At 31.1% G+C, this 26,457-nt stretch carries 23 protein-coding genes, 1 tRNA gene and 1 pseudogene; 10 read left to right on the top strand and 15 right to left on the bottom strand.

Annotated elements, in window-relative coordinates; genetic code table 11:
• Position 1: 1 nt before the first annotated feature.
• The 5 genes from GQR95_RS05810 to GQR95_RS05790 all read right to left on the bottom strand — a co-directional run bounded on the left by GQR95_RS05810 (position 2) and on the right by GQR95_RS05790 (position 3,189).
• Positions 2–772, bottom strand: coding sequence for a DUF3127 domain-containing protein (locus GQR95_RS05810; RefSeq protein WP_159022266.1), 771 nt, complete (start codon positions 770–772; stop codon positions 2–4).
• Positions 773–783: 11 nt separating this feature from the next.
• Complete coding sequence (locus GQR95_RS05805) at positions 784–1,509, bottom strand: hypothetical protein (protein ID WP_159022265.1); 726 nt, start codon at positions 1,507–1,509, stop codon at positions 784–786.
• A 44-nt stretch (positions 1,510–1,553) separates the two neighbouring features.
• A complete protein-coding gene (locus tag GQR95_RS05800; RefSeq protein WP_159022264.1) occupies positions 1,554–1,904 on the bottom strand; it encodes a KTSC domain-containing protein in 351 nt (116 codons plus the stop codon).
• Positions 1,905–2,034: 130 nt separating this feature from the next.
• The gene (locus GQR95_RS05795; RefSeq protein ID WP_159022263.1) at positions 2,035–2,469 is read right to left on the bottom strand and encodes a RadC family protein; all 435 of its coding nucleotides are present in this window, start codon (positions 2,467–2,469) and stop codon (positions 2,035–2,037) included.
• A 384-nt stretch (positions 2,470–2,853) separates the two neighbouring features.
• Complete coding sequence (locus GQR95_RS05790) at positions 2,854–3,189, bottom strand: hypothetical protein (protein ID WP_233266011.1); 336 nt, start codon at positions 3,187–3,189, stop codon at positions 2,854–2,856.
• 914 nt (positions 3,190–4,103) lie between these two features.
• Here GQR95_RS05790 and GQR95_RS05785 point away from each other — a divergent pair.
• The 6 genes from GQR95_RS05785 to GQR95_RS05760 all read left to right on the top strand — a co-directional run bounded on the left by GQR95_RS05785 (position 4,104) and on the right by GQR95_RS05760 (position 12,382).
• On the top strand, positions 4,104–4,334 hold the full coding sequence (locus GQR95_RS05785) for a hypothetical protein (protein WP_159022261.1): 231 nt from the start codon (positions 4,104–4,106) through the stop codon (positions 4,332–4,334).
• Positions 4,335–4,697: 363 nt separating this feature from the next.
• The gene (locus GQR95_RS05780; protein WP_159022260.1) at positions 4,698–7,283 is read left to right on the top strand and encodes a type I restriction-modification system subunit M; all 2,586 of its coding nucleotides are present in this window, start codon (positions 4,698–4,700) and stop codon (positions 7,281–7,283) included.
• A 1-nt stretch (position 7,284) separates the two neighbouring features.
• Positions 7,285–8,517, top strand: coding sequence for a restriction endonuclease subunit S (locus GQR95_RS05775; protein WP_159022259.1), 1,233 nt, complete (start codon positions 7,285–7,287; stop codon positions 8,515–8,517).
• A gap of 27 nt (positions 8,518–8,544) precedes the next feature.
• The gene (locus tag GQR95_RS05770) at positions 8,545–11,679 is read left to right on the top strand and encodes a type I restriction endonuclease subunit R (protein ID WP_159022258.1); all 3,135 of its coding nucleotides are present in this window, start codon (positions 8,545–8,547) and stop codon (positions 11,677–11,679) included.
• 81 nt (positions 11,680–11,760) lie between these two features.
• Positions 11,761–11,865 (top strand): hypothetical protein, encoded by a 105-nt coding sequence (locus GQR95_RS17070; RefSeq protein WP_159024243.1) that lies wholly within the window; start codon positions 11,761–11,763, stop codon positions 11,863–11,865.
• An 88-nt stretch (positions 11,866–11,953) separates the two neighbouring features.
• Positions 11,954–12,382: a hypothetical protein gene (locus GQR95_RS05760; RefSeq protein WP_159022257.1), complete on the top strand. Its 429-nt coding sequence runs from the start codon at positions 11,954–11,956 to the stop codon at positions 12,380–12,382.
• 111 nt (positions 12,383–12,493) lie between these two features.
• On the opposite strand, the gene GQR95_RS05755 is transcribed toward GQR95_RS05760, so the two are convergent.
• The 8 genes from GQR95_RS05755 to rseP all read right to left on the bottom strand — a co-directional run bounded on the left by GQR95_RS05755 (position 12,494) and on the right by rseP (position 19,590).
• A complete protein-coding gene (locus GQR95_RS05755; RefSeq protein ID WP_159022256.1) occupies positions 12,494–13,528 on the bottom strand; it encodes a DUF3871 family protein in 1,035 nt (344 codons plus the stop codon).
• Positions 13,500–14,363, bottom strand: a complete 864-nt coding sequence (locus GQR95_RS05750) for an AAA family ATPase (protein ID WP_159022255.1) — start codon at positions 14,361–14,363, stop codon at positions 13,500–13,502. Before GQR95_RS05750 ends, GQR95_RS05755 begins: the two co-directional genes overlap by 29 nt.
• Positions 14,364–14,473: 110 nt before the next feature.
• Entirely contained in the window at positions 14,474–15,706 is a 1,233-nt protein-coding gene (locus tag GQR95_RS05745) for a site-specific integrase (RefSeq protein ID WP_159022254.1), read from the bottom strand.
• A 69-nt stretch (positions 15,707–15,775) separates the two neighbouring features.
• On the bottom strand, positions 15,776–16,669 hold the full coding sequence (locus GQR95_RS05740; protein ID WP_159022253.1) for a hypothetical protein: 894 nt from the start codon (positions 16,667–16,669) through the stop codon (positions 15,776–15,778).
• Positions 16,666–16,968 carry a helix-turn-helix domain-containing protein gene (locus GQR95_RS05735; protein WP_159022252.1) on the bottom strand — a complete coding sequence of 101 codons (303 nt, stop codon included), beginning with the start codon at positions 16,966–16,968 and terminating at the stop codon, positions 16,666–16,668. Before GQR95_RS05735 ends, GQR95_RS05740 begins: the two co-directional genes overlap by 4 nt.
• 125 nt (positions 16,969–17,093) lie before the next feature.
• A complete protein-coding gene (locus GQR95_RS05730) occupies positions 17,094–17,978 on the bottom strand; it encodes a hypothetical protein (RefSeq protein ID WP_159022251.1) in 885 nt (294 codons plus the stop codon).
• Between the two features lie 115 nt (positions 17,979–18,093).
• Positions 18,094–18,167 (bottom strand) — tRNA-Asn (locus GQR95_RS05725).
• A gap of 76 nt (positions 18,168–18,243) precedes the next feature.
• Positions 18,244–19,590: an RIP metalloprotease RseP gene (gene rseP, locus GQR95_RS05720; protein ID WP_159022250.1), complete on the bottom strand. Its 1,347-nt coding sequence runs from the start codon at positions 19,588–19,590 to the stop codon at positions 18,244–18,246.
• Positions 19,591–19,760: 170 nt separating this feature from the next.
• Here rseP and GQR95_RS05715 point away from each other — a divergent pair, with 170 nt between their 5' ends.
• The 4 genes from GQR95_RS05715 (at position 19,761) to GQR95_RS05700 (ending at position 23,018) form a co-directional block, all read left to right on the top strand.
• Positions 19,761–20,435: an SCO family protein gene (locus GQR95_RS05715; RefSeq protein ID WP_159022249.1), complete on the top strand. Its 675-nt coding sequence runs from the start codon at positions 19,761–19,763 to the stop codon at positions 20,433–20,435.
• Positions 20,436–20,507: 72 nt separating this feature from the next.
• The gene (locus GQR95_RS05710; protein ID WP_159022248.1) at positions 20,508–20,744 is read left to right on the top strand and encodes a FeoA family protein; all 237 of its coding nucleotides are present in this window, start codon (positions 20,508–20,510) and stop codon (positions 20,742–20,744) included.
• Positions 20,737–22,836: a ferrous iron transport protein B gene (gene feoB, locus GQR95_RS05705; RefSeq protein WP_159022247.1), complete on the top strand. Its 2,100-nt coding sequence runs from the start codon at positions 20,737–20,739 to the stop codon at positions 22,834–22,836. The genes GQR95_RS05710 and feoB (GQR95_RS05705) overlap by 8 nt, the downstream gene beginning before the upstream one ends.
• A gap of 38 nt (positions 22,837–22,874) precedes the next feature.
• Positions 22,875–23,018 carry a FeoB-associated Cys-rich membrane protein gene (locus GQR95_RS05700; RefSeq protein ID WP_159022246.1) on the top strand — a complete coding sequence of 48 codons (144 nt, stop codon included), beginning with the start codon at positions 22,875–22,877 and terminating at the stop codon, positions 23,016–23,018.
• Positions 23,019–23,228: 210 nt separating this feature from the next.
• Here the strand turns inward: GQR95_RS05700 and feoB (GQR95_RS05695) are convergent.
• Together feoB (GQR95_RS05695) and GQR95_RS05690 are read right to left on the bottom strand one after the other, a co-directional pair.
• Positions 23,229–25,431: pseudogene (gene feoB / locus GQR95_RS05695) on the bottom strand (ferrous iron transport protein B).
• 3 nt (positions 25,432–25,434) lie between these two features.
• A complete protein-coding gene (locus GQR95_RS05690) occupies positions 25,435–26,457 on the bottom strand; it encodes a metal-dependent transcriptional regulator (protein ID WP_159022245.1) in 1,023 nt (340 codons plus the stop codon).

The raw sequence follows: 26,457 nt of genomic DNA, 5'->3' as shown, positions 1-26,457 counted from the left end.
TTTAGTTTAAAATTTCGATTTTCCAACCTAGGAGACTTAATGAATATCCCAATTTATCAAATTCATTTTCCCCTCCTGTTAGGTCTGCATAAACTTTTATCTTTTGCCCCACTTTAACGTTATCAAGTAATCCTATTTTACCTTTTACAAACCTAACAAGTAATTTACTGTCATTAAAATCATCTACATACACTACAATAGTTTTTCTATTATAAACATGATGTTCATTCAATTTTATAAATTCCAAAACATTTATTATTTCAACAACACCAATAATTTCTACTTTACTAGACATTTCTATTATTTCTAAAAACTTAAGTGTGTATTGAAATTCTGATTTTTTAAATTTAACAGACAGCGGAAAGCCTACTTCAAAATTAAATCCACAGGGAGTACTAGTATCCTGAAATAAACACTCGAATTCTGAATACTTATGCTTCCTATCTGTTTTATGAATTTCAAACCATTTTTTTGACTGTTCTACATTATTTTTCACTGAGTCATAAACATCTAATTGGTCTTTGTAATAAGCCTCTTCATTACAAAAGCCCATAACCTTGTTTAAAATTTCGTATAATTCAAGAAATTGGGATTCTTTCGTGTATTTTGTTAAGTTTCTTGGGCTTTTATAATTTATAGATAAGGTTTCAAAAAACCTCAATTGGGAATAATATTCTTTTTCATATTTTAACAACCACCAAGCAACTTTTTCTTTAGAATACAACCCTTTATCAGAAGATAAAGATTCTAGCATGTGAAAAACTTCATTCATTATTCTAAAATTTAATCAAACACATTTATAAAAAATATTATTAAATCCCGACCTAAAACAGTAGTACTGATAAGAATCACCCCAATTAAGAATGTAAACACATAAGAAATAACGAGACTTAATTTACTCTCTGGAGCAACAGATTGAATTTTTAATAAAATATAAAAAACAACTCCTATTGATATAAATATCAATAAAACATAATAATTAATTTCTTCACCAAATAGGTCAGCTAAAAACAATATTACGAATAGCATCAATGCAATTCCAGCTATGTACAAAAGTCCTACACGTTGAAAAAGCTCAACAATATCATCATCGATTTTTTTAAACAGAGATTGGATAAAGTCAAAAAATTTATTACCACCCTTTATAACAACATCATCTTCAGATATTTTTACTTGCTTTTCTTCAGTTTTACATTCTTCAACATTATCACCGGATTCTTTGACTTTTGATTTATTCCTCAATGCAAATACCGCAGCACGATCTAATTCAGAAATGAGTCTTTTATGATGAGTTTCCCCTAGTCTTGCACCCCTCCATACCATGGCATGGCCTTCAATCTGATTGTATATATTATCCGAAGAAATAACACCTTCAACAAGCATCTCTCCTACATAGTCATTAAAAGTTGGCTTAACTCCGTTTCTTTTCTCCATACGAGAAACCCTTACTTTCATTAATTCAACTAATTTTAGAAACGAATCTTCTTCTTCTTCTTCTTCTAAACTCATATTTTAATTAGATTTTGTTTTACAAATTTTTAAGTTATCCATACTTAAAGAACTAACTGATAATTTCCTCTTATTTTTTCACTATAGTAGGAACCAAAAGAACTCGCATTTTTAAAGCTATTCCATATTTTAATTGGTACATTTTTAAAAATATAGTCCTTCTTTGAAGTTTCTATAATTAAAAACCCATTTACACCATCACAACTATAATAATTAGCATCTTCAATCCAAGAACTTTTTGAAGTATCTACAGAATTTGCAATGTTAAATTTAGCGTTTTGTATAGTTGTTAAAGCTTCAGAATAACTTCTAAATGTGGTAGGTATTGTTTCACAATCTTGGGATTTACAGGAAAACACACCAATAAGCAGTAAAAAATAAAGTAATTTTTTCATCTAATAAATCAATTGATTTTTAAAAATTCGCTATTAATACTAATTTACATTATTTCTAGGCGATACATTTTAGCCTTTATTATGGGCAATCACGCTATCTTACAAATTAATAATATAAATATCAGGAGTGTTACAATATACCATTATCTGAAAAACTATAGAAGTCATTTTTAGAAATAATTATATGGTCTAACAATACTATATCTAAATATTGACTTGCTTTTTTGATTTTTTGCGTAATATTCTTATCTGCATCACTTGGTTTTACATTTCCACTTGGATGGTTATGTGCTATTATTATATTACTTGCATTGCATTTTAAGGCTACTGCAAACACCAATTTAGAGTCAACTACCGTTGAAGACACACCTCCTTTTGATAAATCATACACCCCTAAAACAACATTACCCTTGTTTAAAAGTAAAACTTTGAATTCCTCCTGTAATTCAATAGTATTTTTACTCCATGATTTTAAAAGGATTTCAAAGCTATCTTTGCTATTATTTGCTTTTAACTTCTCTTTATTACTATTTGAATACGAGACACTTATTTCTGAAATTTTCATAATTTTAAAATTTAGTTTCCTAGGAATATAACTGCGATTTTGCTTGCATCTTAATTTCAGAACCTGTAACTTGCACGAAGTTTCTTTCGAGACACTCTCAAAAAACATTCTACACAATTACAAACTTTATAAAGGGAAAGCTCCAGTAAAGTTTCTTTCTTTTGGTTCTTTTCTTTCTTTGAGACATTTTATTTTCCGATTATGTTTACCTGGAAGAATTAAATATCTTAAATAACACATTATAAACACTTGATTTCTCTAAGTGACAGTAACACACACTATTATTATTATCCAGGTATTACACGTTTTATAAAAGATTTTTTTAACTCTTTGTTAATTACAAAAAAAATCAGTTCAATCTAAACTTAGATTGAACTGATTTTTTTATTCAACAGACTCCAATATTCCATTTTTGGAAAACACATCAGAGTTTGCTAATACATTTCGTTCAGCTCTATAATTTTCCTGTTTTGGCTTTACAGCATCTTCTGTAACATATACCCATCTGTGAGATAATGTAATTTCTTCCCCTGTTTCCTTTACAACATATTCAAAAGGCTCACAATCCTCTTTAATGATGCTTCCTGGCATTTCTGTACCAATAAGCCCAGTACATACTTGCTCATCAAATGTTGAAGGTATATAAGCTTTCTTCGCAGTAGCGTAGAAGTTACCCGTAACCTTGCTTAATACCATTTCAATTCCACCTTGCAGTTCCAAAACGAAGAATGAAGTGCCATCATCCTTTTTTCTTTCTTTGTAATTTACGATTCTAACCATTTTTCTAAAATTTTTGAGTTGTAGTACACCACACACAGAAAATCAATAACCTACAGCGTATAAATCACAGCTATCAACTTGGATTTATTAACTCTGCCTAGAAATTTTCTTCACTATATAAAGTGGAGGGGGCATCTTTATCCCCAGAAATGAGTGGGGGTCTACGAGTAAGGTACTTAACGCTTTCATGAACTATAAAAAAAAAATTTTCAATTTTTTTTTTACAACAAACCATTTAGGCTTAGTTTTATTCTTCTTGATGTATGAAAGTATTAGCTATTAATTAGAAAAAAATTAATAAGCTTAATCTTTAAAACAATAACTGTTTTTTAAATCTGCTATGGATATAACATTTAAAATAGTAAACTTGAAAAATTTGCCAACACTGATAAAGTTTGACAAAAAAAGTCTGGCTCCATAAGATTTAAAAAATACAAACAACAGCTATGGCAACTATTAATCAGTATTATCCTGAGAGTGTTACACACCCAGGCGGGATCTTATAAGAAGCATTAGAAGAAAAAAGTTTAGGGTCAAAAAATTCGCTGTAAACAACAAAATTAGAAAAAAAACAATTACATCTGTATTAAAGGAGAAAGTTCAATAACACAAGATATGACTGTGCTATTTAAACAAGCATTGAAATCCCTGCTCATTTTTAGTTATAAGCTCAACTATAATTAATATCAAGCTAGTATCAACTATCAACTTAAAATCATTGCTGTAAAAGTTATATACACACCTTGTTTACCTAGAACAACCATTCATGGCTACAAGCTGTATTAATGGAGTACCATTAATACAATTAAGTAGTAGATATAAGCGAAATAATATTTTTTGGCTCAACTTTTTTCATGAAATTAGGTCAAATACTTATACATGGTAAAAAGTATATTTCTATTGAAAATATTTATACAGGAGGTGAAAATGAAATATATAAAAAGGAAGCTGGTACTTTTGCTTCTAACATTGTTTTATCTGAAAAAGAAGAAAATGAAATACATAAAAATAAAGCACTAACTACTAACGAAATTGTGTTTTACGCTGAAAAAATTTGGAACGTAACATGCTTTTATAATTGGTAGATTACAACATATTGAGATTATTAATTCTATAACTGGAAATGAATTTTTACAACCTATTGATTTTCGCAACCATTGATGTAAGATAAAATTCTTACTTTTATTAATTACTTTTGTATTTACATGTTTTAGTAATAAATTTTTCATCATATTATCTAAAAATAATAGGGCATATCCATTATTCAAGACCTTTGAAGTTATTTAAACCTCACAAGGTTTTATATATTTATGGAACTCATTTTTTTATAATAATAAGTATAACTTTCAACAACACATAAACAGACAAGTAACTTTCTAAATAACTAAACATACCATTATGGCTATAAAATAAATTCATAAAGAATTATAGCCTTAAATAAAATAAACATGAACAAACAACAGCTTGCAGCTAAAATTTGGGAATCAGCAAATCAAATGCGTTCTAAAATTGAGGCTAATGAATATAAAGATTACATATTAGGCTTCATTTTTTACAAATACCTATCTGATAAAGAAATACAATTCTGTAAGGATAACGACTTTGCTGAAGATGATATTAAGGCGCTTTCAGAAGATGATGTAGAAACAGTCAATTACATCAAAAAAAATATAGGTTACTTCATAAAATATGATGATTTATTTAGTACTTGGATTAGCAAAGGGAAAGACTTTGAAGTAGGTAATGTTAGAGATGCCTTAAATGCATTTAGTCGTTTGATTAGTAAAGCTCACACAAAACTATTTGATGGAATTTTTGACACATTACAAACAGGTCTAAGCAAATTAGGAGAAAGTGCTCCAAAACAAACCAAAGCCATTAGTGACTTATTACACTTGATTAAAGACATTCCAATGGATAGCAAGCAAGGATATGATGTACTTGGGTTTATCTATGAATATTTAATTGAAAGGTTTGCTGCTAATGCAGGTAAAAAAGCAGGAGAATTCTATACACCTCACGAGGTTTCAGTATTGTTATCCGAAATTGTTTCAAACCATTTAAAAGACAGAAAAGAAATTCAAATTTACGATTCTTGTAGTGGTTCAGGTTCTTTGCTTATTAATATTGGTAATAGTGTAGCAAAACATATAGACGATAAAAACAATATTAAATACTACGCCCAAGAGTTAAAAAAGAACACGTATAACCTTACCAGAATGAACTTGGTAATGCGTGATATTTTACCAAACAACATTGTAACTCGTAATGGTGATACCTTAGAAGATGACTGGCCATACTTTGATGAAAGTGATGCTGTACAGACTTATAGCACGCTTTATGTAGATGCAGTAGTTTCAAACCCTCCATATTCTCAAAAGTGGGACCCAGCTAACAAGGAATCAGACCCAAGGTATTCAAGGTTTGGATTGGCTCCAAAATCTAAAGCAGATTTCGCTTTTCTTTTACACGATTTATTCCACATTAAGCCAGATGGCATTATGACTATTGTATTGCCTCATGGTGTTTTGTTTAGAGGTGGTGAAGAAGGTACAATTCGTAAAAAACTAATTGAAGCCAACCATATTGATGCTATAATTGGTCTACCTCCAAGTATCTTTTTTGGCACAGGTATTCCTACTGTAGTGTTAGTTTTAAAACAAAAACGTAAAAACACAGATGTTTTAGTTATTGACGCTTCTAAAGGGTTTAAAAAAGAAGGTAAAAACAACAAGTTAAGAGCTTCAGATATTAAAAGAATTGTAGATGTAGTTCGTGATAGACAGACAACTCCTAAATTTTCTAAAGTAGTAGAACGAGATACCATAAGAGGGAATGAGTACAACCTTAATATTCCAAGATATGTAGACTCTTCGGCAAATCCCGAAAGTTGGGATATTTACGCTTCTATGTTTGGAGGTATTCCTGTAAAAGAAATAGATGAGCTTGACAACTATTGGCAAGCCTTTCCTAATTTGAGAGAAACATTGTTTTCGAAAACGTCAGAAGTTAATTCCGAATTAAAAGTGGAAGATGTAAACGCTGCTATTAAAGAACAAGCCAGTGTTAAAGCCTTTAAAAATAAGTTTAATAATTCATTTAAAGATTTAGATGGTTTCCTGAAACAGGAACTTCTAACCAATATGGAAACCGTTAATGTTCCAAGAGAAAAAGAGGTATTAAGTAATGATATTTTCAAAAGGCTTGAAACGATAACTTTAATTGATAAATATGAAGCTTACCAATTGTTGGATGATGAATGGGAAGCTATAAAAATTGATTTAGAAATTATACAAACTGAAGGTTTTGAGTCCACTAAAATAGTAGATCCAAATATGGTGCTCAAAAAGAAAGACGGAAAAGAGATTGAAAAGCAAGAAGGTTGGAAAGGTCGTGTTATGCCTTTTGAATTGGTGCAAGAAACATACCTAAAGCGAGAATTGCAAAGTTTACAAAAGAAAGAAAATCGCCTTTTAGAAATTACTTCGGAATTTGAGGAAATATTGGAGATATTTACCGAAGACGAAAAAGAAGAAGAAATCATAAACGAAGTTAAAGACGGTTTTGTAAATGCTGTGGTTATAAAAGAATCCAAACAAATTAGGGTAGATATTAAGACAAACGGAACGTTAGAAAAAGATAGTTATGAAGCTAAGGTTCTTAAAGTAGATTCTTTAATTACCGAAGATAAAAAAGTAAAAAAACTGGTAAAAGAAGAACAGGCAAAACTACACTTACAAACCAAAGAAACTATTGAAAAACTATCAGATGAGCAAGTTTATAATTTACTAGAACTAAAATGGGTACACCCAATTGTAACATCTTTAAATAATTTACCAAAAACAATTATTGATGAATTAACAAGCAAGGTTTTAAGACTTTCTGAAAAATACAGTGCAACCTACTCTGATGTGGCTAAAGAGATTAATAGGGCAGAAAATTCTTTGTCTAAATTAATTGATGACCTTGAAGGAAATGAATTTGATATGAAGGGATTAAACGAATTGAAGGTTTTACTAAATAGCGAAGACTAGTATGGCTAAGAAAAACAAAAATCCAGAAGTTCGTTTTAAGGGTTTTACTGAAGATTGGAAACACCTAGAATTAGGAGAAGTACTAACAGAACGTAAATCAATGCAAAAAATATCTGAAGATGCCCCAATTTTGGCATTTGCTTCAGGACAAGGTGTTATAGATAGAAGCGAAAGAAAATCTAACAACAGAGACCATTTAACTTTAGACCAAGAAAATAAGGTTTATAAACTAACAGAACTTAATGATATTGTTTACAATCCTTCCAACCTTAAATATGGAGCCATAGATAGAAACAAGCATGGAAGGGGTGTAATATCTCCCATTTATGTAACATTTACTACAGAAGAAGAACCCTCTTTTATAGAATTGATTGTTAAAAGTGAAAAGTTCAAATTAAGAGCTTTGCAGTATGAAGAAGGAACTGTAGTAAAGAGGCAATCTGTTAGTCCTGAAAATCTACTATCATTAAAAGTAGGCATATCTTCTTCACTGGATGAGCAGAAAAAAATTGGGATACTTTTTGAACGACTAGATAATCTAATCACTCTTCACCAGAACAAGTATGAAAAATTCATGACATTAAAAAAAGTCTTTCTCAAGCAGATGTTCCCTGAAGAGGGTTCAGATGTACCCAAAATTCGATTCAAGGAATTTTTAGGTAATTGGAATGTTCGAAAATTAAGTGATGGAGCTCCTAAAATAGGTGATGGATTGCATGGCACACCTAAATATGTCGAAGATAGTGGGGTCTATTTTATTAATGGAAATAATTTGAATTTAGGAACAATTAATATAAGTAATGAAACAAAGCAAGTATCTAAAAAAGAGATGTCAAAAAATGATGAAACGTTAGGTCCAAATACTATACTTATGTCTATTAATGGAACTATAGGGAATTTAGCATTGTACAAAGGTGAGAAGGTAATGTTGGGAAAAAGTGTGGCGTATATTACTTTAGAAAGTTTTGATAAGACATATACATATGCATTATTACAATCGCCAAGAATTCGAAAATATTTTATAAATAAATTGACGGGTTCTACTATTAAAAATTTAGGGCTAAAAACTATTCGAGAAACGGAAGTGTTGGTCCCAACAATGAAAGAACAGAAGAAATTAGGACAATATTTTTTGCAAATAGATTCCCTTATTAATCTTCATTTGGTTGAGTTAGAAAAACTAAAAAACATTAAAAAAGCCTGTTTTGCAAAAATGTCTGTACCACAAGATTAAAATATTGCTTTTATAAAATAAATGAAAATGACATTTACCAAAGAATCTAAACTCGAAGAAGCCTTAATATTGGCACTAAGTAAAAAAGGTTGGGAAAATGAGGTTATAAAAAACCCAACAGAAGAAGATTTACTTAACAATTGGGCAAACATTCTTTTTGATAATAACAGAGGTATAGATCGCTTAAACGATACACCATTAACCAATGGTGAAATGCAACAAATACTGGAGCAAATTAATGCTTTAAGGACACCATTAAAACTAAATGGTTTCATCAATGGTAAAACAGTTGCAATAAAACGAGATAACCCAGAAGATAAACTGCATTTTGGTAAAGAAGTCAGCCTAAAAATATACGACAGACACGAAATAGCCGCAGGACAAAGTAGATATCAAATAGTACAACAACCAAAGTTTCCTACAAAATCTAAAATACTAAATGATAGACGTGGTGATTTAATGCTTTTAATTAATGGTATGCCACTAATTCATATTGAGTTAAAAAGAAGTGGTGTATCTGTAAGTCAAGCCTATCACCAAATAGAGAATTATGCTCGCTCAGGAACCTTTTCAGGCATCTTTTCTTTAGTTCAGGTGTTTGTAGCTATGGAGCCTAAAGAAACCGTTTATTTTGCCAATCCTGGACCAGATGGAAAATTCAATAAAGATTTTTATTTCCATTGGGCAGATTTTAATAATGAGCCAAAAAATGATTGGAACGATATAGCTTCCTCTCTACTATCTATTCCTATGGCACATCAGTTAATAGGTTTTTATACGGTACCAGATACTAATGATGGGATTTTAAAGGTCATGCGTAGCTATCAGTATTATGCAGCAAATGCCATATCAGATAAGGTTGCTAAAACAGATTGGAAAAGCAAACATGCATTAGGAGGATATATTTGGCACACTACAGGTTCTGGTAAAACAATGACTAGTTTTAAATCTGCTCAATTGATTGCAAACTCAAAAGATGCTGACAAGGTTATCTTTTTGATGGATAGAATAGAGTTGGGTACACAATCTTTAAAAGAGTATCGAGGTTTTTCAGATGAAAATGAAGATGTGCAAGCAACTGAGAATACTGGTGTTTTGGTTACAAAACTAAAAAGTTCAGACCCAACCAATACTTTAATTGTTACCTCTATTCAGAAGATGAGTAATATTAAAGATGAAGATGGTGGTTTAAACGCTAGAGACATCGAGATAATGAATAGCAAAAGAACGGTTTTTATCGTAGATGAAGCACACCGTTCTACTTTTGGGGATATGCTTATTGATATTAAAAATACATTTTCTTCTGCCATCTTTTTTGGTTTTACAGGGACACCAATTAAAGATGAAAATCAGATAAATATGAATACCACTTCAACCGTATTTGGGAGTGAGTTACATAGATATACGCTTGGTGACGGTATAAGCGATAAAAACGTACTAGGTTTTGACCCGTACAAAATATCAACCTACAGAGATATAGATTTAAGACGAGTAATAGCTCTAGAAAAAGCCAGAGCTGTGGACGAAACTGAAGCACTTTCTGACCCTCAAAAAGCTGAAGTATTTAATAGATACATGAATGATTTAACCATGGCTGGTTATACAGAACCTTCTGGGAATTATATTCGTGGCATTGAAGATTTTGTACCTAAATCACAATATGAAATTGATACGCATCAAGAAACAGTAGTTGACGATATTTTAAAAAACTGGCTTAGATTAAGTAAGCTTAATAAGTTTCATGCCATTTTTGCCACAAGCAGTATTAATGAAGCTATTGAATATTATAGACTATTAAAAAGATTAAAGCCTGAGTTAAAAACAACCGCATTATTTGATCCTACAATTGATAACGTAGGTAATGCTGCTTATAAAGAAGATGGTTTAGTTGAACTACTAGAGGATTATAATGAGAGATATGAGCAAGATTATACTTTAGCAACCCACGCAAAATTTAAAAAAGATATTGCGGCAAGACTAGCACACAAAGCACCCTATTTAAGAATTGAAACAACACCAGAAAAACAAATTGATTTACTAATTGTTGTAGACCAAATGCTAACAGGTTTTGATTCTAAATGGATAAATACACTTTACTTGGATAAAGTTCTTAAATATCAAAATATTATTCAAGCATTTTCAAGAACAAATCGTCTATTTGGTCCAGATAAACCTTTTGGAACCATTCGTTATTATAGGTATCCACATACTATGGAACAACATATTAAAGTGGCTATAGAATTATATTCAGGAGATAGACCTTTTGATTTATTTGTTGACCGCTTAGAACAAAATCTGACTACAATAAATTTAGTGTTTCATGAAATTTCTCAGTTGTTTAGTTCAGCAGGTATTCTAAATTTTGAAAGACTACCTGAAGGTATTCCAGAACGTGGAAGGTTTGCTTCACTTTATAAAACTTTAAATGACTTTTTAGAAGCTGCAAAAATTCAAGGTTTTAAGTGGAGCCAATTAAAATATGAATTTGATAGTGGAGCTATAGTTGAAATGAGTTTTAATGAAAATACGTACCTAATTCTAGCTTTACGATATAAAGAGCTGTTTAGTGGTGATGTTGGTGGAGCTGGAACAAGTGAGGTTCCTTTTGAAATTGAAGGTCATTTAACAGAGATTGACACTGATAAAATTGATGCTGACTATATGAATTCTCGCTTTGAGAAATACCTTAAAGAACTCAAAGGTGATATTGATGATGAGCAACTACAACATACCCTAGATGAGTTACATAAGTCATTTGCTACATTAACTCAAGAAGAACAAAAATACGCTAACATTTTTATACATGATGTTCAAAGTGGTGTTATGAGTATTAAAAGTGGTAAAACCTTTAGAGAATATATTACAGATTATCTTTATAATGCTAAAAACGACCAGATATTTAGAATTTCAGAAACATTAGGTTTAGATGAATCAAAACTTCGTAATATGTTGGATTCAGGCATAACAGAGAAAAACATAAATGAGTATGGACGTTTTGATGATTTAAAAAGTACTGTTGACAAAAGTTTAGCGAAGATATATTTTGAGAAATTGGAGGGTAAATCAATTCCTGCTTTTAGAGTAAATATTAAGGTTCATGATTTATTGCAAGAGTTTATTATTGGTGGTGGATTTGAAATATTGAAAAAAAATGAAAAGTAACATCTATGGTTTAAAAAAAATACATTGTTTTCTAATGCAGTAAAGCTTTGTTAATTAGATTTCGATTTAAGAAACCTTTTAATAAAATATACCAACAGGATAGAAATTAACTTTAGAACAAAAGTAATTTGCCATATATTTAATCATTATGCTGATAATCCCATTTGGTTTACAAATCCAAATTAACCAAACTGATAAGGAAATAGACCAAATGGTTTATGAGCTTTATGATTTGACAGAAGATGAAATTAATATTATAGAAAATAGTTAACCTATGGAATATAAACTTAAAAAATTGGCTTCCCGTATATTTATTTCAATAATAATTTTTATTATTGGTTGGTTTATTATTACAATTTATATACATGAAACTAATGACAGAGAATTTGATATTAAATTTAAGTATACTTATGACCAATTCATGGATATGGAAGAAGTATATGATTCTCACTGGGATGAAGACACATTGGAATTAGACTTTATAGTTGAGGATTTAGCTGAATTAAATTACATACCATATAATGAACTATCAAAAACATTGAAAACTAAAAAAGGTAGAGATTCTCATATTAAAACTTTTATGATGAGTATAAATGTAAGGGAAGCACAAAAAGTTGGATTATCTCATGTAGAAGGTATCTATTTTTTTAAGAATGATGACATTGAGTTTTCATCAATTATAGATTTAGATGATTTTTATTAAGACAAATATTTAAAAACATTATTATGTTTTTTGGATAGTGTCTGGAATGTCATTATTCCATTAAAAAAAAAAAAAAAAAACCAACCCCTAATTAAAGAGGCTGGGTCCTACTCAACTCAAAAACCAACGATGTTTAGAATCACCATTGATAGCCTTAGCCAGACCTTTTGCAAAACCAAAGGCGTTGACGTTTCTTGACAGAAAAGAGTCTATATAAGAGCTCTTATTAGCTCCAGTGAAGAGATTATATACATTCCAAACGTTAATATCTCCATTTTCGTTTCTACAAAAGCTATTATCTAAATAATAATCTTTAGCTACCGTAGAAATCTGTCCATCATTAAGCATTAATTCTGGAATTAGAGTCTTTTCCTCTTTAGGTAGAAAGTTATATAGTCTTGCTCTACCTATAAGCTGAGCAAATTGCTGTTCAGTTAAATTATATTTAGATAGTTGCTTCATACCCTCTAAGTGAGATTTTGCATTATAATTTTCTATTAAATTCATGATTTTAGACTGTAATTCAGAATAGTTCCCTACTCGCATTTCATCTTGATACCCATCTGTAGAAATACATAGGTTACAGCACACCATATTTTGAAAACCTATAAAAAACTTAAATTTCTCATACGTTTTTCTGTTGTACAGGTTTTCTTGATTGTAGGCTCTTACCCCTCCAACAGTTAGTGACACATCATGTCCATTTATATTCTCTGTAATAGATGGAATTCTAATTATAAATGCCATTCTCTCAAAATACTGGGTTTTCTCATGTTCTAAAAGTTCTTTTACTGGCTTGTAAATAGCATCAGCTGTTCTGCCCTTAATCTGGTGAGACACTCTAACCTCTGGCACTTCAATTGTATGATGGGAAAACACATTACCAACACAGCTTTGCACTATCTCGATAAACTCCTGATGTGCCAAAGTTTTCTCATTATCTTTTGAAAATACCGGTATAATACAATCATGCTTTAAAACAGAAAGGCTAACCTCTTTTGTGTTAGCCTCTATAAATGGGTTATGCTGATATATTTTATTTTCTCCAGGTATTTGCAAAGGATGCACAATTTCAGGAATACCTTCAGGATTATTAAATACGTCTTGACGTTGCTTATTAAGCTCTGTTACTGATATTATTTCCATTTTGACTAAAATTTTGTGGGTTAACTAATTTTTCTAAAAAATCTTTCTTAGCTTGAAACAAAGCTTTTAATGGTAGTTGAAAACTTGGATGCTCTTTATATAATTCCATTAACTGGCTTACTGATAAGCAATCTTCTATTTTTTGTTTTATATCGACCTCTTTGACTGGAGATGTACACCATTCTAAAATGCGTTTTCCTGTAGAGGTGTTTATCATAAATTCAGGTCTACCAGTAAACAGATTAGTCCTATCTTTACTCGCTATTGCAAAGTGTTTAATATCTAAATCAAATACTATAGTAAATTCATAAGAAACATCATCCCTTTGTACAGCTTTAAGTCCTACTTTTTCAGGCACATATTTCCCGTCTTTTTGTTGCAGGACATAATCTTGTTTTGTTCTCATTGTAGCAATAACATGTGCATCACATTGCAAAATCTTATTAATGAATGCTTTTTGCCTAGGTGTAACTTTACTCCAGTTAGCAAATGAATTTCCTGGTAGCTTAGAATGGTAATCTAAAAGTTCATCCCAAACTTGTGAGATAGAATCCAAAATTATCACTTCCATTTCTGCTTTTTCACAAACCTCAATAGCTTCAATAAATTTCTCTGGTGTATATGGTGGCTGTAATTGTAGCACATTATAATTACCTAGATGAGCATAAAGGTCTGCTGAACCATTTTCTGTATCAATTACAGCTACTTTATCAAGGTGGTCATTAGTTAGCCCTTTAGCTAGCAAAAGAGAGCTTAAACTCTTGCCACAGCCACTACTGCCTTGTAATGCCATTTTAATTTTTGCTTGTTTTCTTTCTGATTTTCTTAATTGCATAATCTTATATTTTAATGGTTAATATTAAATTGTATTGTTTAAGTTAAATCTGATTAGATTCAGTTTTAATTGAAAAAGACCCTCATAAAATGAGAGCCTTTTTTATTGTTTTAAGACACGTATTTAAACCTAGGTTCTTCAAGTAATTTGCTCATTGCATTATCTATTATTTCATCGTCAAATTCTTTAAGATAAGCTTTGGTTACACTAATATCATGATGTCCCATAGATTCCCCAATCAAATCTGTTGAAATCCCAGCAAACTTTAAATTTGTTGCAAAACTGTGTCTTATTACATAAGAAGTAACGTTTTGTTTCACACCTTGAATTTCTGCAATCTCTTTAAGCTGTTTATTAAATTTACTTATGGTCTTGTGCTTTCTATTCTCAATCTGCATTGGAGTTAGGTTATCTTTCAACAGGATTGGGAACACATATTTTGTTGAACTTTTTTGAGTTCTATAAAATGCTATAATTTGCTTTACTGGTTCCAACATTTTTACAGAGAATCTTCCTTTAGTTTTAGAACGGATATATAAAACCCTATCCCCTTGTATGTTTTCCCATTTTAGTTTCATCATATCAACAAAGTTCATCCCACCCATATAATAACTAAATAGCATATAATTTTTTGCATGTATTAAGTGTGGGTTTTCTTCAATATTAAGTGCTTCCATAAGTTTCATTTCATCTCGTGTTAATGCTTTTTTAATCCCTTTCCCCTTTAACTTTGAAACTTTATATATTTTAAACGGATAATATTTTTCATCTACAACACCTTTCTTTATAGCATCGTTAAACAATGCTCTTAATTCGCGCATTTTCACCCCAATACCTCCATCTGAATTATTTTTACTTCTTAAATAAGTTTCATATTTATCGAGTAAAATAGGTGTGATTTCTCTAAAGACTAAATTTTTGTTTTTATGGAATTTGAAAAACGAATTATAAACATCTTTGTAGGCTCTAGCATTTCCTGTTCTACCAGCTTTATTTAAATCTGAAATCTTTTCTATCCAGAATTCTGAAACTGTAACTTTTGAAGATTTTTTACCTCTAAATTTTGCTTCAAATTGATTTAGAGTAAAATCTATGTCTTCAAGAAAAAAGTTATCTATAATTTTTAATGCCTCTTCTTTCTTTTTAAGTAAAGCTCTGTTCCGTTGCAAATAATTTTTTTCACTCTTTTTAAATTGACCATTAGCCTTATCCCAATCTTTTTTTAGGCAACTTATTCCAAGTGTAATCACCTTTGGTTTTCTATCTTTAATTATTTTTAGAACTACAGGGTACAACCCTTCTTGATTAGGTTTATTTCTTAATAATATCTTTATACTAGCCATAATATTTCTGTTTTTAAGAAGTGACAAATTCCTATTATAGTAAGTCAGGAATTTGTCATTATATATTTATTAACTATCTAGTAATTCATTAAACTTTTGGATTAAACTTGCTCTAAAAAAAGTTTTCGTTTTGAGTAAATTATATTTAATCAACAAACTTTCAAATGCCTTTTTTTCTTTGGGTTTTTGATTCCTGTAACCCCTTTCTGAGAGCTTTCCCCAATAGTCATAACTTAGGTAGGACTCCAAATTTCTTTTATCTTTTTTAGTCATCTTAGAGCCTGTAGACAGATTATCTACTATAGTTAATTCATCAAATCGTTTTAGCAAATTGTCAAATAGATTTTTAAGTATACTTTTAGATTTTAAATCATGTATATTATAAACACCTAGTTGCTGTATAGTTTTATTGTTTATATGCTTGATTTCAAACCTTATAATATGTTCTTTTAAATCATATTGTTTTGCCTTGTCATAAATTTTAAAATAATAGTTATAATGATTAAATTGTTTGTATTCTCCTTTCCCTCCAAACTGCTCATTGTGGCTATGCAATCTAAATTTATGTAGTATTATATTTTGCCTAATGAAGTACTCTGCTGGAGAAGTCAACTTTATATTTAAACCAAATTCTAACTGTGTAATTCGAGTTTTTCTTAGGTCAACAAGTTTATTATCTAAATAGTTAATTGTTTCACATAGTGACGTATACTTAAAATCATTATGATTTTGAGCTTTACCATTTAACAACTCATTGTAGAGCTTATGTATAGAATTCTTAACATATACCGATTCATTATTGATTTTAATCTCCATACACCCAATATTAGCAGTAAATGGATATCTTATATCACCAGAATGATATTCTAAAACAGTCAGTAATTCTTCAAAATTTACTTTATCTGTAACAAAAGATTCAATTCTGCTCTTATCTAAATATCTTAGTCTAACAAAATCTATCATGACTGTAGATTTTTGTTAGTTTCACTTAAATAGCTATCCAACTCATCATCAAAATCACTATTAGAAGCAACTCGACTATTGAGAATCCATTGCTCTAATTCTTGGCGGTTTATATATATTTTCTTTCCACCTGGTTTGCAATAAGAGATTTCCTTATTACTTGTCATTTTATATAGCCTAGAAATTGATAATCCTAAAAACTCTGATGCTTCTTCAATTGTTAAAATTTCCTTTTGCTGAATGATTTGTTTTTTCAGCAATTCCTTTATTTCTTTTAATTCATTTTGGATAAATTCCATAACTTAAAATTGTTATGGATAGGCGCCTACCCTTGTTAATACTTCAACAAAGAAAGGCATGAAAAAACCCTTTATTTACGAAGTGTAATAAAGGGTTAAGGCAATGTGTAAGGTTTAGTGTAAGGTTACTTTAGATACTCGTTTTTTAGATTTAAGATGTGAGTGTCTATTTTAGATTTTTCATCTTCTATTTTATTTTTTCCTCTAGATAACGAAGTATAAATATCAGTGCTTTTTATAGGCTTATTTTGTTTGTTTAAAAAGATTTCGCTCTTTTCTATTGCAGTATGTGTAAAACCATTAAAAAATGGCTTTAATGACTCCAAAAAGTAAGCTACAACATAGTTGTTTTTAGAAAATCGGATTTTATTCTCCAATATTTGTGGATTTGGTGAACTGAAAGCATTTATAAAATCTACCTCTTCTATTTCGGTATCGTCAATTAAATATAAAGTATAAGCCATTTCATATAATTCTGCATAAAATGAATACTTAAGGTCTTTGTCCTTAAAAAATGTGACATCTGATTCAGAAATTAGATATTTGTAAACATTATGATATCCCACAAAATCAGAGTACCTGTCTTTTAAATTATTTACTATTTTAATAAAATTGTCTTCAATCAACCTTACATCGGCATCTTCAAGTTTTAATACACGCTTTAATAGCACCTGAATATCGTCATAAACATTAGCTATGTAAGTTTTTTTATCTTGCTCTGTTTGCTTTGTAGACATTTCAGATTCAATAGTTCTATAAATAGAGATATTTTCAAAATTTAGTAAACGGTCTAAAAAATCTTCTCTAGTAATTATATCAGTTAATAAAATTGGCATTGAACCATTATCTTCAATCATGTCGTCTTTGATATAATACTTGTATTCCTGGAGGTAGGAATAACCATTTTTTTGTAATGTAGAATTCCCAATAAAGGAATCTTTTACAGATTGAATGCTATTAATAAATAGCATATCAAAATAAAAGGAAAGTACAGAGCTTGAAGAATTCATAAAAATGGTTTTGGTAATCATCACAAATATAGATAAACCAAAAATGTTTAACCTATGTTTAACCCAAGTCCATAAAAAAAAGCCTTACATCTCTGTAAGGCTTTAGCTAGCTTTGCTCCCTCTCTTGGGCTCGAACCAAGGACCCTCTGATTAACAGTCAGATGCTCTAACCAACTGAGCTAAGAAGGAGTGTTTTGCATTAGCGAGTGCAAATATAGAGCTTTATTTCAATTGCACAAAACTTTTTTAAAAAATTTTTAAAAAATTATTTAAACACCGCTTTAAAGATGTCATTTCCGTTTGCAAACAGCACTAACGCTATAAGAATAAAGAATCCTACCATTTGTGCATACTCTAAAAACTTATCGCTTGGTTTACGTCCAGAAATCATTTCGTATAATAAAAACATTACATGTCCTCCATCTAAAGCAGGAATTGGCAACAAGTTTAATACACCTAACATAATAGATAAAAAGGCTGTAATTCCCCAGAAAGCTTCCCAGCTCCATGTACTAGGAAAGACATCGAAAATAGCTTTAAATCCACCTACACCTTTATAAGCACCTGTACTTGGCTTAATCATTAAACCTAACTGTGCCCAATAACCAACTATTTGTTCTTTAAATTTTACAGCACCTACACCAATACTCTCTCCTAAACCGTATGTTTTAGTAACAATATCGTAGTAACCTAAAGCATTAAGTGTTGCCGCGCTAGCTTGCGGGTAATAAGCAATTCCAAATTTACCATCTTCACTCACTTTAAGTTCTCTAGAAAATTCTTCTTTCCCTCTTAAAACATCAACCTTAACCGTTTTCCCTTTAGAGGATTCTAAAACAGAATGAAATTCATCAAAATATTTTAATTTAGTATTATTTACGGCTGTGATAATATCTCCTGCTTTTAAGTCTACATTTTTATTTGCAGAGCTATCAGGAACCTGAGCAACTACAAAAGGCATACGCAATTCGAATAACGTTCTATCTTCTCCTGTACTTAATTGTCCTAAAAAATCTACTGGAGTCGTTAGTGTTTTTTGCACGCCGTCACGCTCAATAAGTATCGTTTTAGCTTCAATTAATTTCGATCTCATATCAGAATATCCCGTAACAGTATCTCCGTTAATAGCCAGAACATTATCACCAGTCTGCGCGCCCATATTTTCAAGAATTGGGTTGGTAATTAAATACCCATCTTTAATGCTAGCGGTATCAATATCGGTTTCGCCATAAGCAAAAGCCATAACCATATATATAAGTGCTGCTAAAACAAAGTTTACCGTTACACCACCAAGCATAATAATTAAACGTTGCCAAGCTGGTTTCGATCTAAATTCCCAAGGTTGTGGTGGTAAAGCCATTTGCTCTTTATCCATACTCTCGTCTATCATTCCAGAAATCTTAACGTAACCACCAAGCGGCAACCACCCAATACCATACACAGTATCTCCTATTTTCTTTTTAAAAAGAGAAAACTTTACATCGAAAAATAAGTAGAATTTTTCAACACGCGTTTTAAATAATTTTGCAGGGATAAAGTGACCAAGCTCGTGTAATACAATAAGTAAAGAAAGGCTTAATAAAAATTGAGAAATCTTAATTAGAAACTCCATGTAGTTTATACAGTTATATTTTAACGCGCAAAAATACATTTTTTAAAGTGGTAAAAAAATATAAACACCTTTTACCCTTCTTTTTTTAACATGTTTTTATTATTAAAAGGTCTTTATTTAACTTAATTTTACTCGTATTTTTGCTTGTACTCACGATTTATAATTAAAACATGTTATCATTTTTTAAAGATTACAAATACTTCGCCATCGTTTTTTCTATAATATCAATGGTTATTATTGCCATTATTTATAACATACTAGACGTAGAAAAACCACTTCCCATATACCAACCGTCTCAAGTAGACCAAGAGTTAGTAGACAGTACACTTTTAGACGTTAGAAAGTATCATAAAATTGCCGATTTTAGTCTGATTAATCAGAACGGAAAAATAATTACTCAAGACGATTATAAAGATAAAATTTATGTAGCCGATTTCTTTTTCACAACCTGCCAGACCATTTGCCCAATCATGACAGACCACATGGCAAAAATTCAAAAAGAAATTTTAAATGATGATGAGGTTATGCTGCTCTCACATTCCGTAACACCACAAATAGATTCTGTTGCACAACTAAAAAGATATGCGATAGAAAAAGGGGTTAATGATGCCAAATGGAACTTGGTAACAGGCGACAAAAAACAGATCTACGAATTGGCTAGAAAAAGTTACATGGCTGTAAAAACTGTAGGTAACGGAGATGAATTTGACATGATTCATACCGAAAACTTTATGCTTATCGATAAGAAAAAACAAATTCGAGGATATTATGATGGTACAGATCCTGAAGCCATTAATAAATTACTAAAAGATATAGAAATCTTAAAAAGGGAATATAAAAAGTAGTTTTAGGCTTAATTTTTTTTTAGCGTTACTTTTTACCTTACTTTTGCTTCTTTAAAATCAATCTAAATAAGTTTGCAAACAACTTTAGCACATCTAAAACGTGGAGAAATTGCTGTTATTACAGATGTTTCATCCAGTCAAATTCCATTAAAATTATTAGAAATGGGTTGTCTTCCGGGCAGTCAAGTCGAACTTGTACAAATTGCACCATTTAAGGACCCAATTTACCTGAACATTAACGGAACACATTTGGCTATAAGAAAAGATACTGCAAGCCATATTTTAATTGAAAAATTATCACATGAGTAAACAAATCAACGTTGCTTTAATAGGAAATCCTAACACAGGTAAAACTTCAGTATTTAATGCCCTAACAGGACTATACCAAAAAGTAGGAAACTACCCTGGTATTACTGTCGAAAAAAAGGAAGGAATTTGCAAATTACCACGTGGCGTTAAAGCACACATTATAGATCTTCCTGGTACCTACAGTTTAAATGCATCATCACTAGATGAGAATGTCGTTATAGAACTCCTTTTAAACCAGAAAGGAAAAGATTTTCCAGACATTGCCATTGTTGTTAGTGATGTCGAAAATTTAAAACGAAATTTGCTTCTTTTTACACAAATAAAAGATTTAGAAATCCCTACCATTCTTGTTATTAATATGGCAGACCGTATGTCTCACCGTGGTATAACATTAGACATTCCGTATTTAGAAGCCGAATTAAAAACAAAAATAGCTGTTGTTAGTACTAGAAAAAATGAAGGTATTGACAAAATAAAAGAGCTTATTGCTAATTACAGAGATCAATCTACAACGCCGTGCTTAAATGCCTCAGAAATTGATAAATCATATTTTGATGGTCTACAAAAAGTATTTCCTAAACAATTACTTTACAAACTTTGGTTAGTAATTACCCAAGATGCTAATTTCGGAAAAACAGACAGAAATGAATTTGATGCGGTAACAGATTTTAAAACAAAAAGTAAAACCGACTTAAAGCGTTTACAACAAAAAGAAACCATAAAGCGCTATCAGTTTATAAATAATACGCTTAAAAAAGGGCAAACTATAGACGCCTCTAAAGCAAAAGATTTACGTTCAAAATTAGACCGCATACTAACGCATAAAGTTTGGGGTTATGTTATTTTCCTTTTTATACTATTAACCATATTCCAAGCGATATACGACTGGTCCAATGCGCCAATGGATTTTATAGATTCTTCTTTTGCTACATTAGGAGAATGGGTTAAAACCGCACTTCCTCCAGGAGTATTTACTAATTTACTGTCTGAAGGGATTATTCCGGGACTTGGAGGAGTTGTTATTTTTATTCCACAAATTGCATTTCTATTCTTATTTATATCTGTTTTAGAAGAAAGTGGTTATATGAGTCGCGTTGTATTTTTAATGGATCGTATAATGCGTCGTTTTGGATTAAGCGGAAAAAGTGTTGTACCCTTAATTTCCGGAACAGCATGTGCCATTCCTGCAATTATGGCAACACGTAACATAGAAAGCTGGAAAGAACGTTTAATTACCATACTTGTTACCCCGTTTACAACGTGTTCTGCAAGACTACCTGTTTATTTAATTATTATTTCTTTAGTAATTCCCGAAGGTAATTTTCTAGGACTAGGCTACCAAGCACTTACATTAATGTTGTTATATTTATTAGGCTTCGGAACATCTATTTGTGCAGCTTATATTTTAGACCGCATAATGAAACTTAAAAGCAAGACCTTTTTTGTTGTTGAAATGCCAAATTACAAATTACCATTATTTAAAAACGTTGCCATAACTGTTCTAGAAAAAACAAAATCTTTTGTATTTGGAGCTGGTAAAATTATTCTTGCCATTTCAATTATACTTTGGTTTCTTGCTTCTTACGGACCTGGCAAACATTTTAATGAAGCAGAGAGCATTGTTACAGAAAAATATGCTTCAGAAAATTTATCTCAAGAAGACTTAAATAATGAAATAGATTCTTATAAACTAGAACATTCATACATTGGTATTGCCGGTCATGGTATAGAACCTATTATTAGACCTTTAGGTTACGACTGGAAAATTGGTATTGCGATTGTAAGTTCGTTTGCTGCTCGTGAAGTATTTGTAGGAACTTTAGCAACCATTTATAGTGTTGGTAGCGACCAAGAAGAAACAATTAAAAACAGAATGGCAGGCGAAGTGAATCCTATTTTAGGCGGACCACTTTTTAACTTTGCTTCTGGAATTTCGTTATTACTTTTCTACGCCTTTGCCATGCAATGCATGAGTACGCTAGCCATAGTAAAACGCGAAACAAACAGTTGGAAATGGCCAGCTTTACAGTTAGTGGTTATGACTGGGATGGCTTATTTATCGGCATTAATTGCTTTTCAAGTTTTAAAATAAACATTGAAAGTATCACTATTTAAAACGACTATTAGATTATGAATACAATCATTCAAAACATATTAGTTTTTGCTTCTTTAGGAATAGCAGTCGCATTTTTTATTAAAAAATTCTTTTGGAAAAAAGACAAATCCAAGAAAAAAGCATGTGGTTCTGACGGTACTAGCTGTGGCTGTAGTTAAACATTATCAACTATAATTATATAGATACAAGAAAAGGTTATTAGATGCATACAGCACTTAATAACCTTTTCTATTTTAACACTTTTATTTAATGTTATATTGAAACAAAACAAGTTTCAACACTATCTTATTTCACATATAAAAGGAGACAAGTATTCAATATTAAAATACTGAATATATGTCTCCTTTTTAATTTTTAACGAATTGAATCTAAAGAAATAATCTCCAAATTTGAGCGACTAAAAAAGTAACTACAAACCCTAAAATAACAGGCATAATAGAAGCTACTACAGTCCATTTTACACTATTTGTTTCCTTGTAAATGGTATAAATTGTGGTACTACACGGATTGTGAAGTAAACTAAAAAGCATCAAATTAATTGCGGTTAATAACGTCCAACCACCAGCTCTTAAAATATCTCCAGTTGCGTTTATGGAATCTAACTCGAACATCACTCCTGCTCCTGCACCGCCTCCAATTCCGGTAACCATAACTGTAAGCATCAATATTGTAGGAATCACAATTTCATTTGCAGGAATCGCTACAATGTAAGCTAACAGAATAACACCATTCAGCCCCAAAAGGAATCCGAATCCATCCATTCCATTAATTAACCAAGCCGCAATAGTTTCATCTCCCATGTGTACATTAGAAATTAACCAAATCACTGCACCTGCTGGAGCTGCAAATACAATTGCTCGCCATAACACAATTACAGTTCTATCTATTAAAGAGGTATAAATTGTTTTCCAAAAACGTGGCGGTCTGTAAGGAGGTAACTCTAAATTAAAGGTAGATACTTCTCCTTTTAAGACGGTTTTAGACAATGCCCAAGACACTCCAAACATAAAAGCTAACCCTAAAACAGCTACACCAATTACAGCTAATAACGATGCAAAACTAGATAACGAGTCAGGCACAACAGCTCCAATAAAAATGGTAGCAATTAAAATTTGTGTTGGCCAACGCCCATTACACAACGAAAAATTATTTGTAATAATGGCTATTAATCGTTCTCTAGGACTATCTATAATACGTGTTGCCACAACACCTGCAGCATTACAACCAAATCCCATACTCATAGTTAATGCTTGTTTACCATGTGCTCCAGATTTATTAAATAAAGAATCTAAATTAAAAGCAACTCTAGGCAAATAACCAAAATCTTCTAAAAGCGTAAACATCGGGAAAAATATTGCCATAGGCGGCAACATAACAGCAATAACCCAAGCAACAGCCAAATACACACCATCTATTAAAAAACCTGCAAGCCACCAAGGCATGTGCATGTGAACACTATCTGCTCCACTTTTTAAAATGGGATGAACCGTATCTAAAAGCAAGCTTGCCAACATAGAAGACGGATAATTAGCACCAACAATGGTAAGCCATAACCCGTTCCTAAAATTAAAAACATGATGGGAAATCCCCACGTTTTACTTGTTACAATTTTATCTATTTTAGAATCTAAACGAAAACGCTTTTCACCGTCCTGAGTCGTTACAGAATCCTTAACAATATCTGCAGCATCTGCGTAAATACTCTCTGTTAAATTATCATGAAACTCATCTCCAATTTGCCAACGAAGCTCGTTAGATAACTCGATGATATTGTCTATATTATTATCTTTCATCTGATTGAATATTTAAAGAAATTCTCCCGTTTTTAAAGCATTTATAATTTGCTTATCACCTTCTAAACAATCTAAAAGCAATCCAACGACTGTTTGGTATATTAGGAAACTCTTTTTCTATTTGAACCGTTAATGTTTTTACAGCTTGTTCAATATTTTTGGGCACATTTTTAATGCGATGTGGTTTACACACAATTTTACCACTAGCAATTTCACTAATGGTTTGTATTAATTCTGGAATACCTTTATTAAATCGTGCACTTGTTGGCACAACAGGAATACCTAAATCTCGAGATAATGTCCTTACATCTATATCAACCTTATTACGTTTCGCTTCGTCCATTAAATTTAAACACAACACCGCCTTGTCTGTAATTTCAAGAATTTGAAGCACTAAGTTTAAATTACGTTCTAACCGGTTTGCATCGGCAACAATTACAGTGACATCGGGTTTTCCAAAAAGAATAAAATCTCGTGCTGCTTCTTCATCTTCAGAGGTTGACAGTAATGAATATGTTCCTGGTAAATCTACCAGTTTGTATTTTTTCAGTATTGTATTCGAAACCTCCCTCTGCACGTGTAACCGTTTTTCCTGGCCAATTACCAGTATGTTGTTTTAACCCTGTTAATGCATTAAAAACCGTACTTTTTCCGGTGTTAGGATTTCCAGCTAAAGCTACTATAAAATCAAAATTATCAGTATGAATACCTAGTCGCTTTAAACCATCTTTATTATATAACGCACACGTATCGCAAGCGCTCTTTACTTTTGTTTCCATAGTTTAATCTTTTTTAATTAAGATTTTAGAAGCCTGATCTTTTCGTAAAGCAATAGAAGTTCCTTTAATTAAATAGGCATTAGGATTGCCTAACGGATTTAAAAGATCGATACTAACATTTGATCCTTTCACAAAACCAAGATCTAATAAACGTCTTCTACTATCTCCTCTATTCTCTTTAGAAATTCCAATAATTTTAGCAGTTTCGTTTTCTTCTAAACTAGATAAACGAGTTATGTTATCTTCAAGAACAACTTCTTTTTCTATAAGTGCTACGGTTAAATTTGCTGCAACTATTGGTGCTAATTTAAATTCTTCCCCCTCCGATTCAAACACTATTCTTGTCGAATTATTTTCTATTACTTTTAGTAGAGATCCCATATAAATATGCTCTGCCAAAATTTGTTTATAAATCACTTCAGGCTCATCTTCAATATGTGTAATTTTCCCAATAGAACCCACAGGTAAAAGCGGTAACTCTACACCATGAACAGATGCCATTTTTCCTGTTTTTGTTGGAATAGGATCTCCATGCGGATCAAATTTTGGATGTCCTAAATGCTCAGCTAACTCGTCGGCTTCATCATGACTTAATCTATGCTCCATAGATTCAGCTCTATCGTGCCACTCTTTCTTGTGTATTCCTGTTTTATCTGCTAAATAACGCTCCCAAAGACGGTGCACCCGAACAATACGAAGCGCATAATCACGACCTTCTTCTGTGAGCTTTAAAACATCCGATTCTGAATAAATCAAATCATTAATTGTCATTTTTTTAACAGCCTCGACAATATCCGTATTTTTAAAATCTAGAATCTGAACTAATGTTTTCATATCCACTCTATTATTCGAAGTTTCGAAATGATAAAGCTGTTTCAAGACATCTTCTATAATTACTTTTTCGCTACTTTCAAATGCTTTCCTAATAATCCAAAACCACCCTTTTGTAGGCCTAAATAAAACATACAATAATGCTACTACTATAAAAAATATTGAGAGCGCTAATAAAGGGCTGTAGTTTTCCAT

The sequence above is a fragment of the Formosa sp. L2A11 genome, assembly GCF_009796865.1.
GTDB lineage: Bacteria > Bacteroidota > Bacteroidia > Flavobacteriales > Flavobacteriaceae > Formosa.
The sequence above is the reverse complement of the archived record's forward strand: the minus strand, read 5'-3'. Positions and strand labels throughout refer to the sequence as shown.

What these genes read in the sequence shown, in the direction of transcription:
- GQR95_RS05810 (WP_159022266.1), bottom strand. Translation starts at nt 772, where the DNA reads ATGAATGAAGTTTTTCACATGCTAGAATCTTTATCTTCTGATAAAGGG.
- GQR95_RS05805 (WP_159022265.1), bottom strand. Translation starts at nt 1,509, where the DNA reads ATGAGTTTAGAAGAAGAAGAAGAAGAAGATTCGTTTCTAAAATTAGTT.
- GQR95_RS05800 (WP_159022264.1), bottom strand. Translation starts at nt 1,904, where the DNA reads ATGAAAAAATTACTTTATTTTTTACTGCTTATTGGTGTGTTTTCCTGT.
- GQR95_RS05795 (WP_159022263.1), bottom strand. Translation starts at nt 2,469, where the DNA reads ATGAAAATTTCAGAAATAAGTGTCTCGTATTCAAATAGTAATAAAGAG.
- GQR95_RS05785 (WP_159022261.1), top strand. Translation starts at nt 4,104, where the DNA reads ATGAAATTAGGTCAAATACTTATACATGGTAAAAAGTATATTTCTATT.
- GQR95_RS05780 (WP_159022260.1), top strand. Translation starts at nt 4,698, where the DNA reads ATGAACAAACAACAGCTTGCAGCTAAAATTTGGGAATCAGCAAATCAA.
- GQR95_RS05775 (WP_159022259.1), top strand. Translation starts at nt 7,285, where the DNA reads ATGGCTAAGAAAAACAAAAATCCAGAAGTTCGTTTTAAGGGTTTTACT.
- GQR95_RS05770 (WP_159022258.1), top strand. Translation starts at nt 8,545, where the DNA reads ATGACATTTACCAAAGAATCTAAACTCGAAGAAGCCTTAATATTGGCA.
- GQR95_RS05760 (WP_159022257.1), top strand. Translation starts at nt 11,954, where the DNA reads ATGGAATATAAACTTAAAAAATTGGCTTCCCGTATATTTATTTCAATA.
- GQR95_RS05755 (WP_159022256.1), bottom strand. Translation starts at nt 13,528, where the DNA reads ATGGAAATAATATCAGTAACAGAGCTTAATAAGCAACGTCAAGACGTA.
- GQR95_RS05750 (WP_159022255.1), bottom strand. Translation starts at nt 14,363, where the DNA reads ATGCAATTAAGAAAATCAGAAAGAAAACAAGCAAAAATTAAAATGGCA.
- GQR95_RS05745 (WP_159022254.1), bottom strand. Translation starts at nt 15,706, where the DNA reads ATGGCTAGTATAAAGATATTATTAAGAAATAAACCTAATCAAGAAGGG.
- GQR95_RS05740 (WP_159022253.1), bottom strand. Translation starts at nt 16,669, where the DNA reads ATGATAGATTTTGTTAGACTAAGATATTTAGATAAGAGCAGAATTGAA.
- GQR95_RS05735 (WP_159022252.1), bottom strand. Translation starts at nt 16,968, where the DNA reads ATGGAATTTATCCAAAATGAATTAAAAGAAATAAAGGAATTGCTGAAA.
- GQR95_RS05730 (WP_159022251.1), bottom strand. Translation starts at nt 17,978, where the DNA reads ATGAATTCTTCAAGCTCTGTACTTTCCTTTTATTTTGATATGCTATTT.
- rseP (WP_159022250.1), bottom strand. Translation starts at nt 19,590, where the DNA reads ATGGAGTTTCTAATTAAGATTTCTCAATTTTTATTAAGCCTTTCTTTA.
- GQR95_RS05715 (WP_159022249.1), top strand. Translation starts at nt 19,761, where the DNA reads ATGTTATCATTTTTTAAAGATTACAAATACTTCGCCATCGTTTTTTCT.
- feoB (WP_159022247.1), top strand. Translation starts at nt 20,737, where the DNA reads ATGAGTAAACAAATCAACGTTGCTTTAATAGGAAATCCTAACACAGGT.
- GQR95_RS05700 (WP_159022246.1), top strand. Translation starts at nt 22,875, where the DNA reads ATGAATACAATCATTCAAAACATATTAGTTTTTGCTTCTTTAGGAATA.
- GQR95_RS05690 (WP_159022245.1), bottom strand. Translation starts at nt 26,457, where the DNA reads ATGGAAAACTACAGCCCTTTATTAGCGCTCTCAATATTTTTTATAGTA.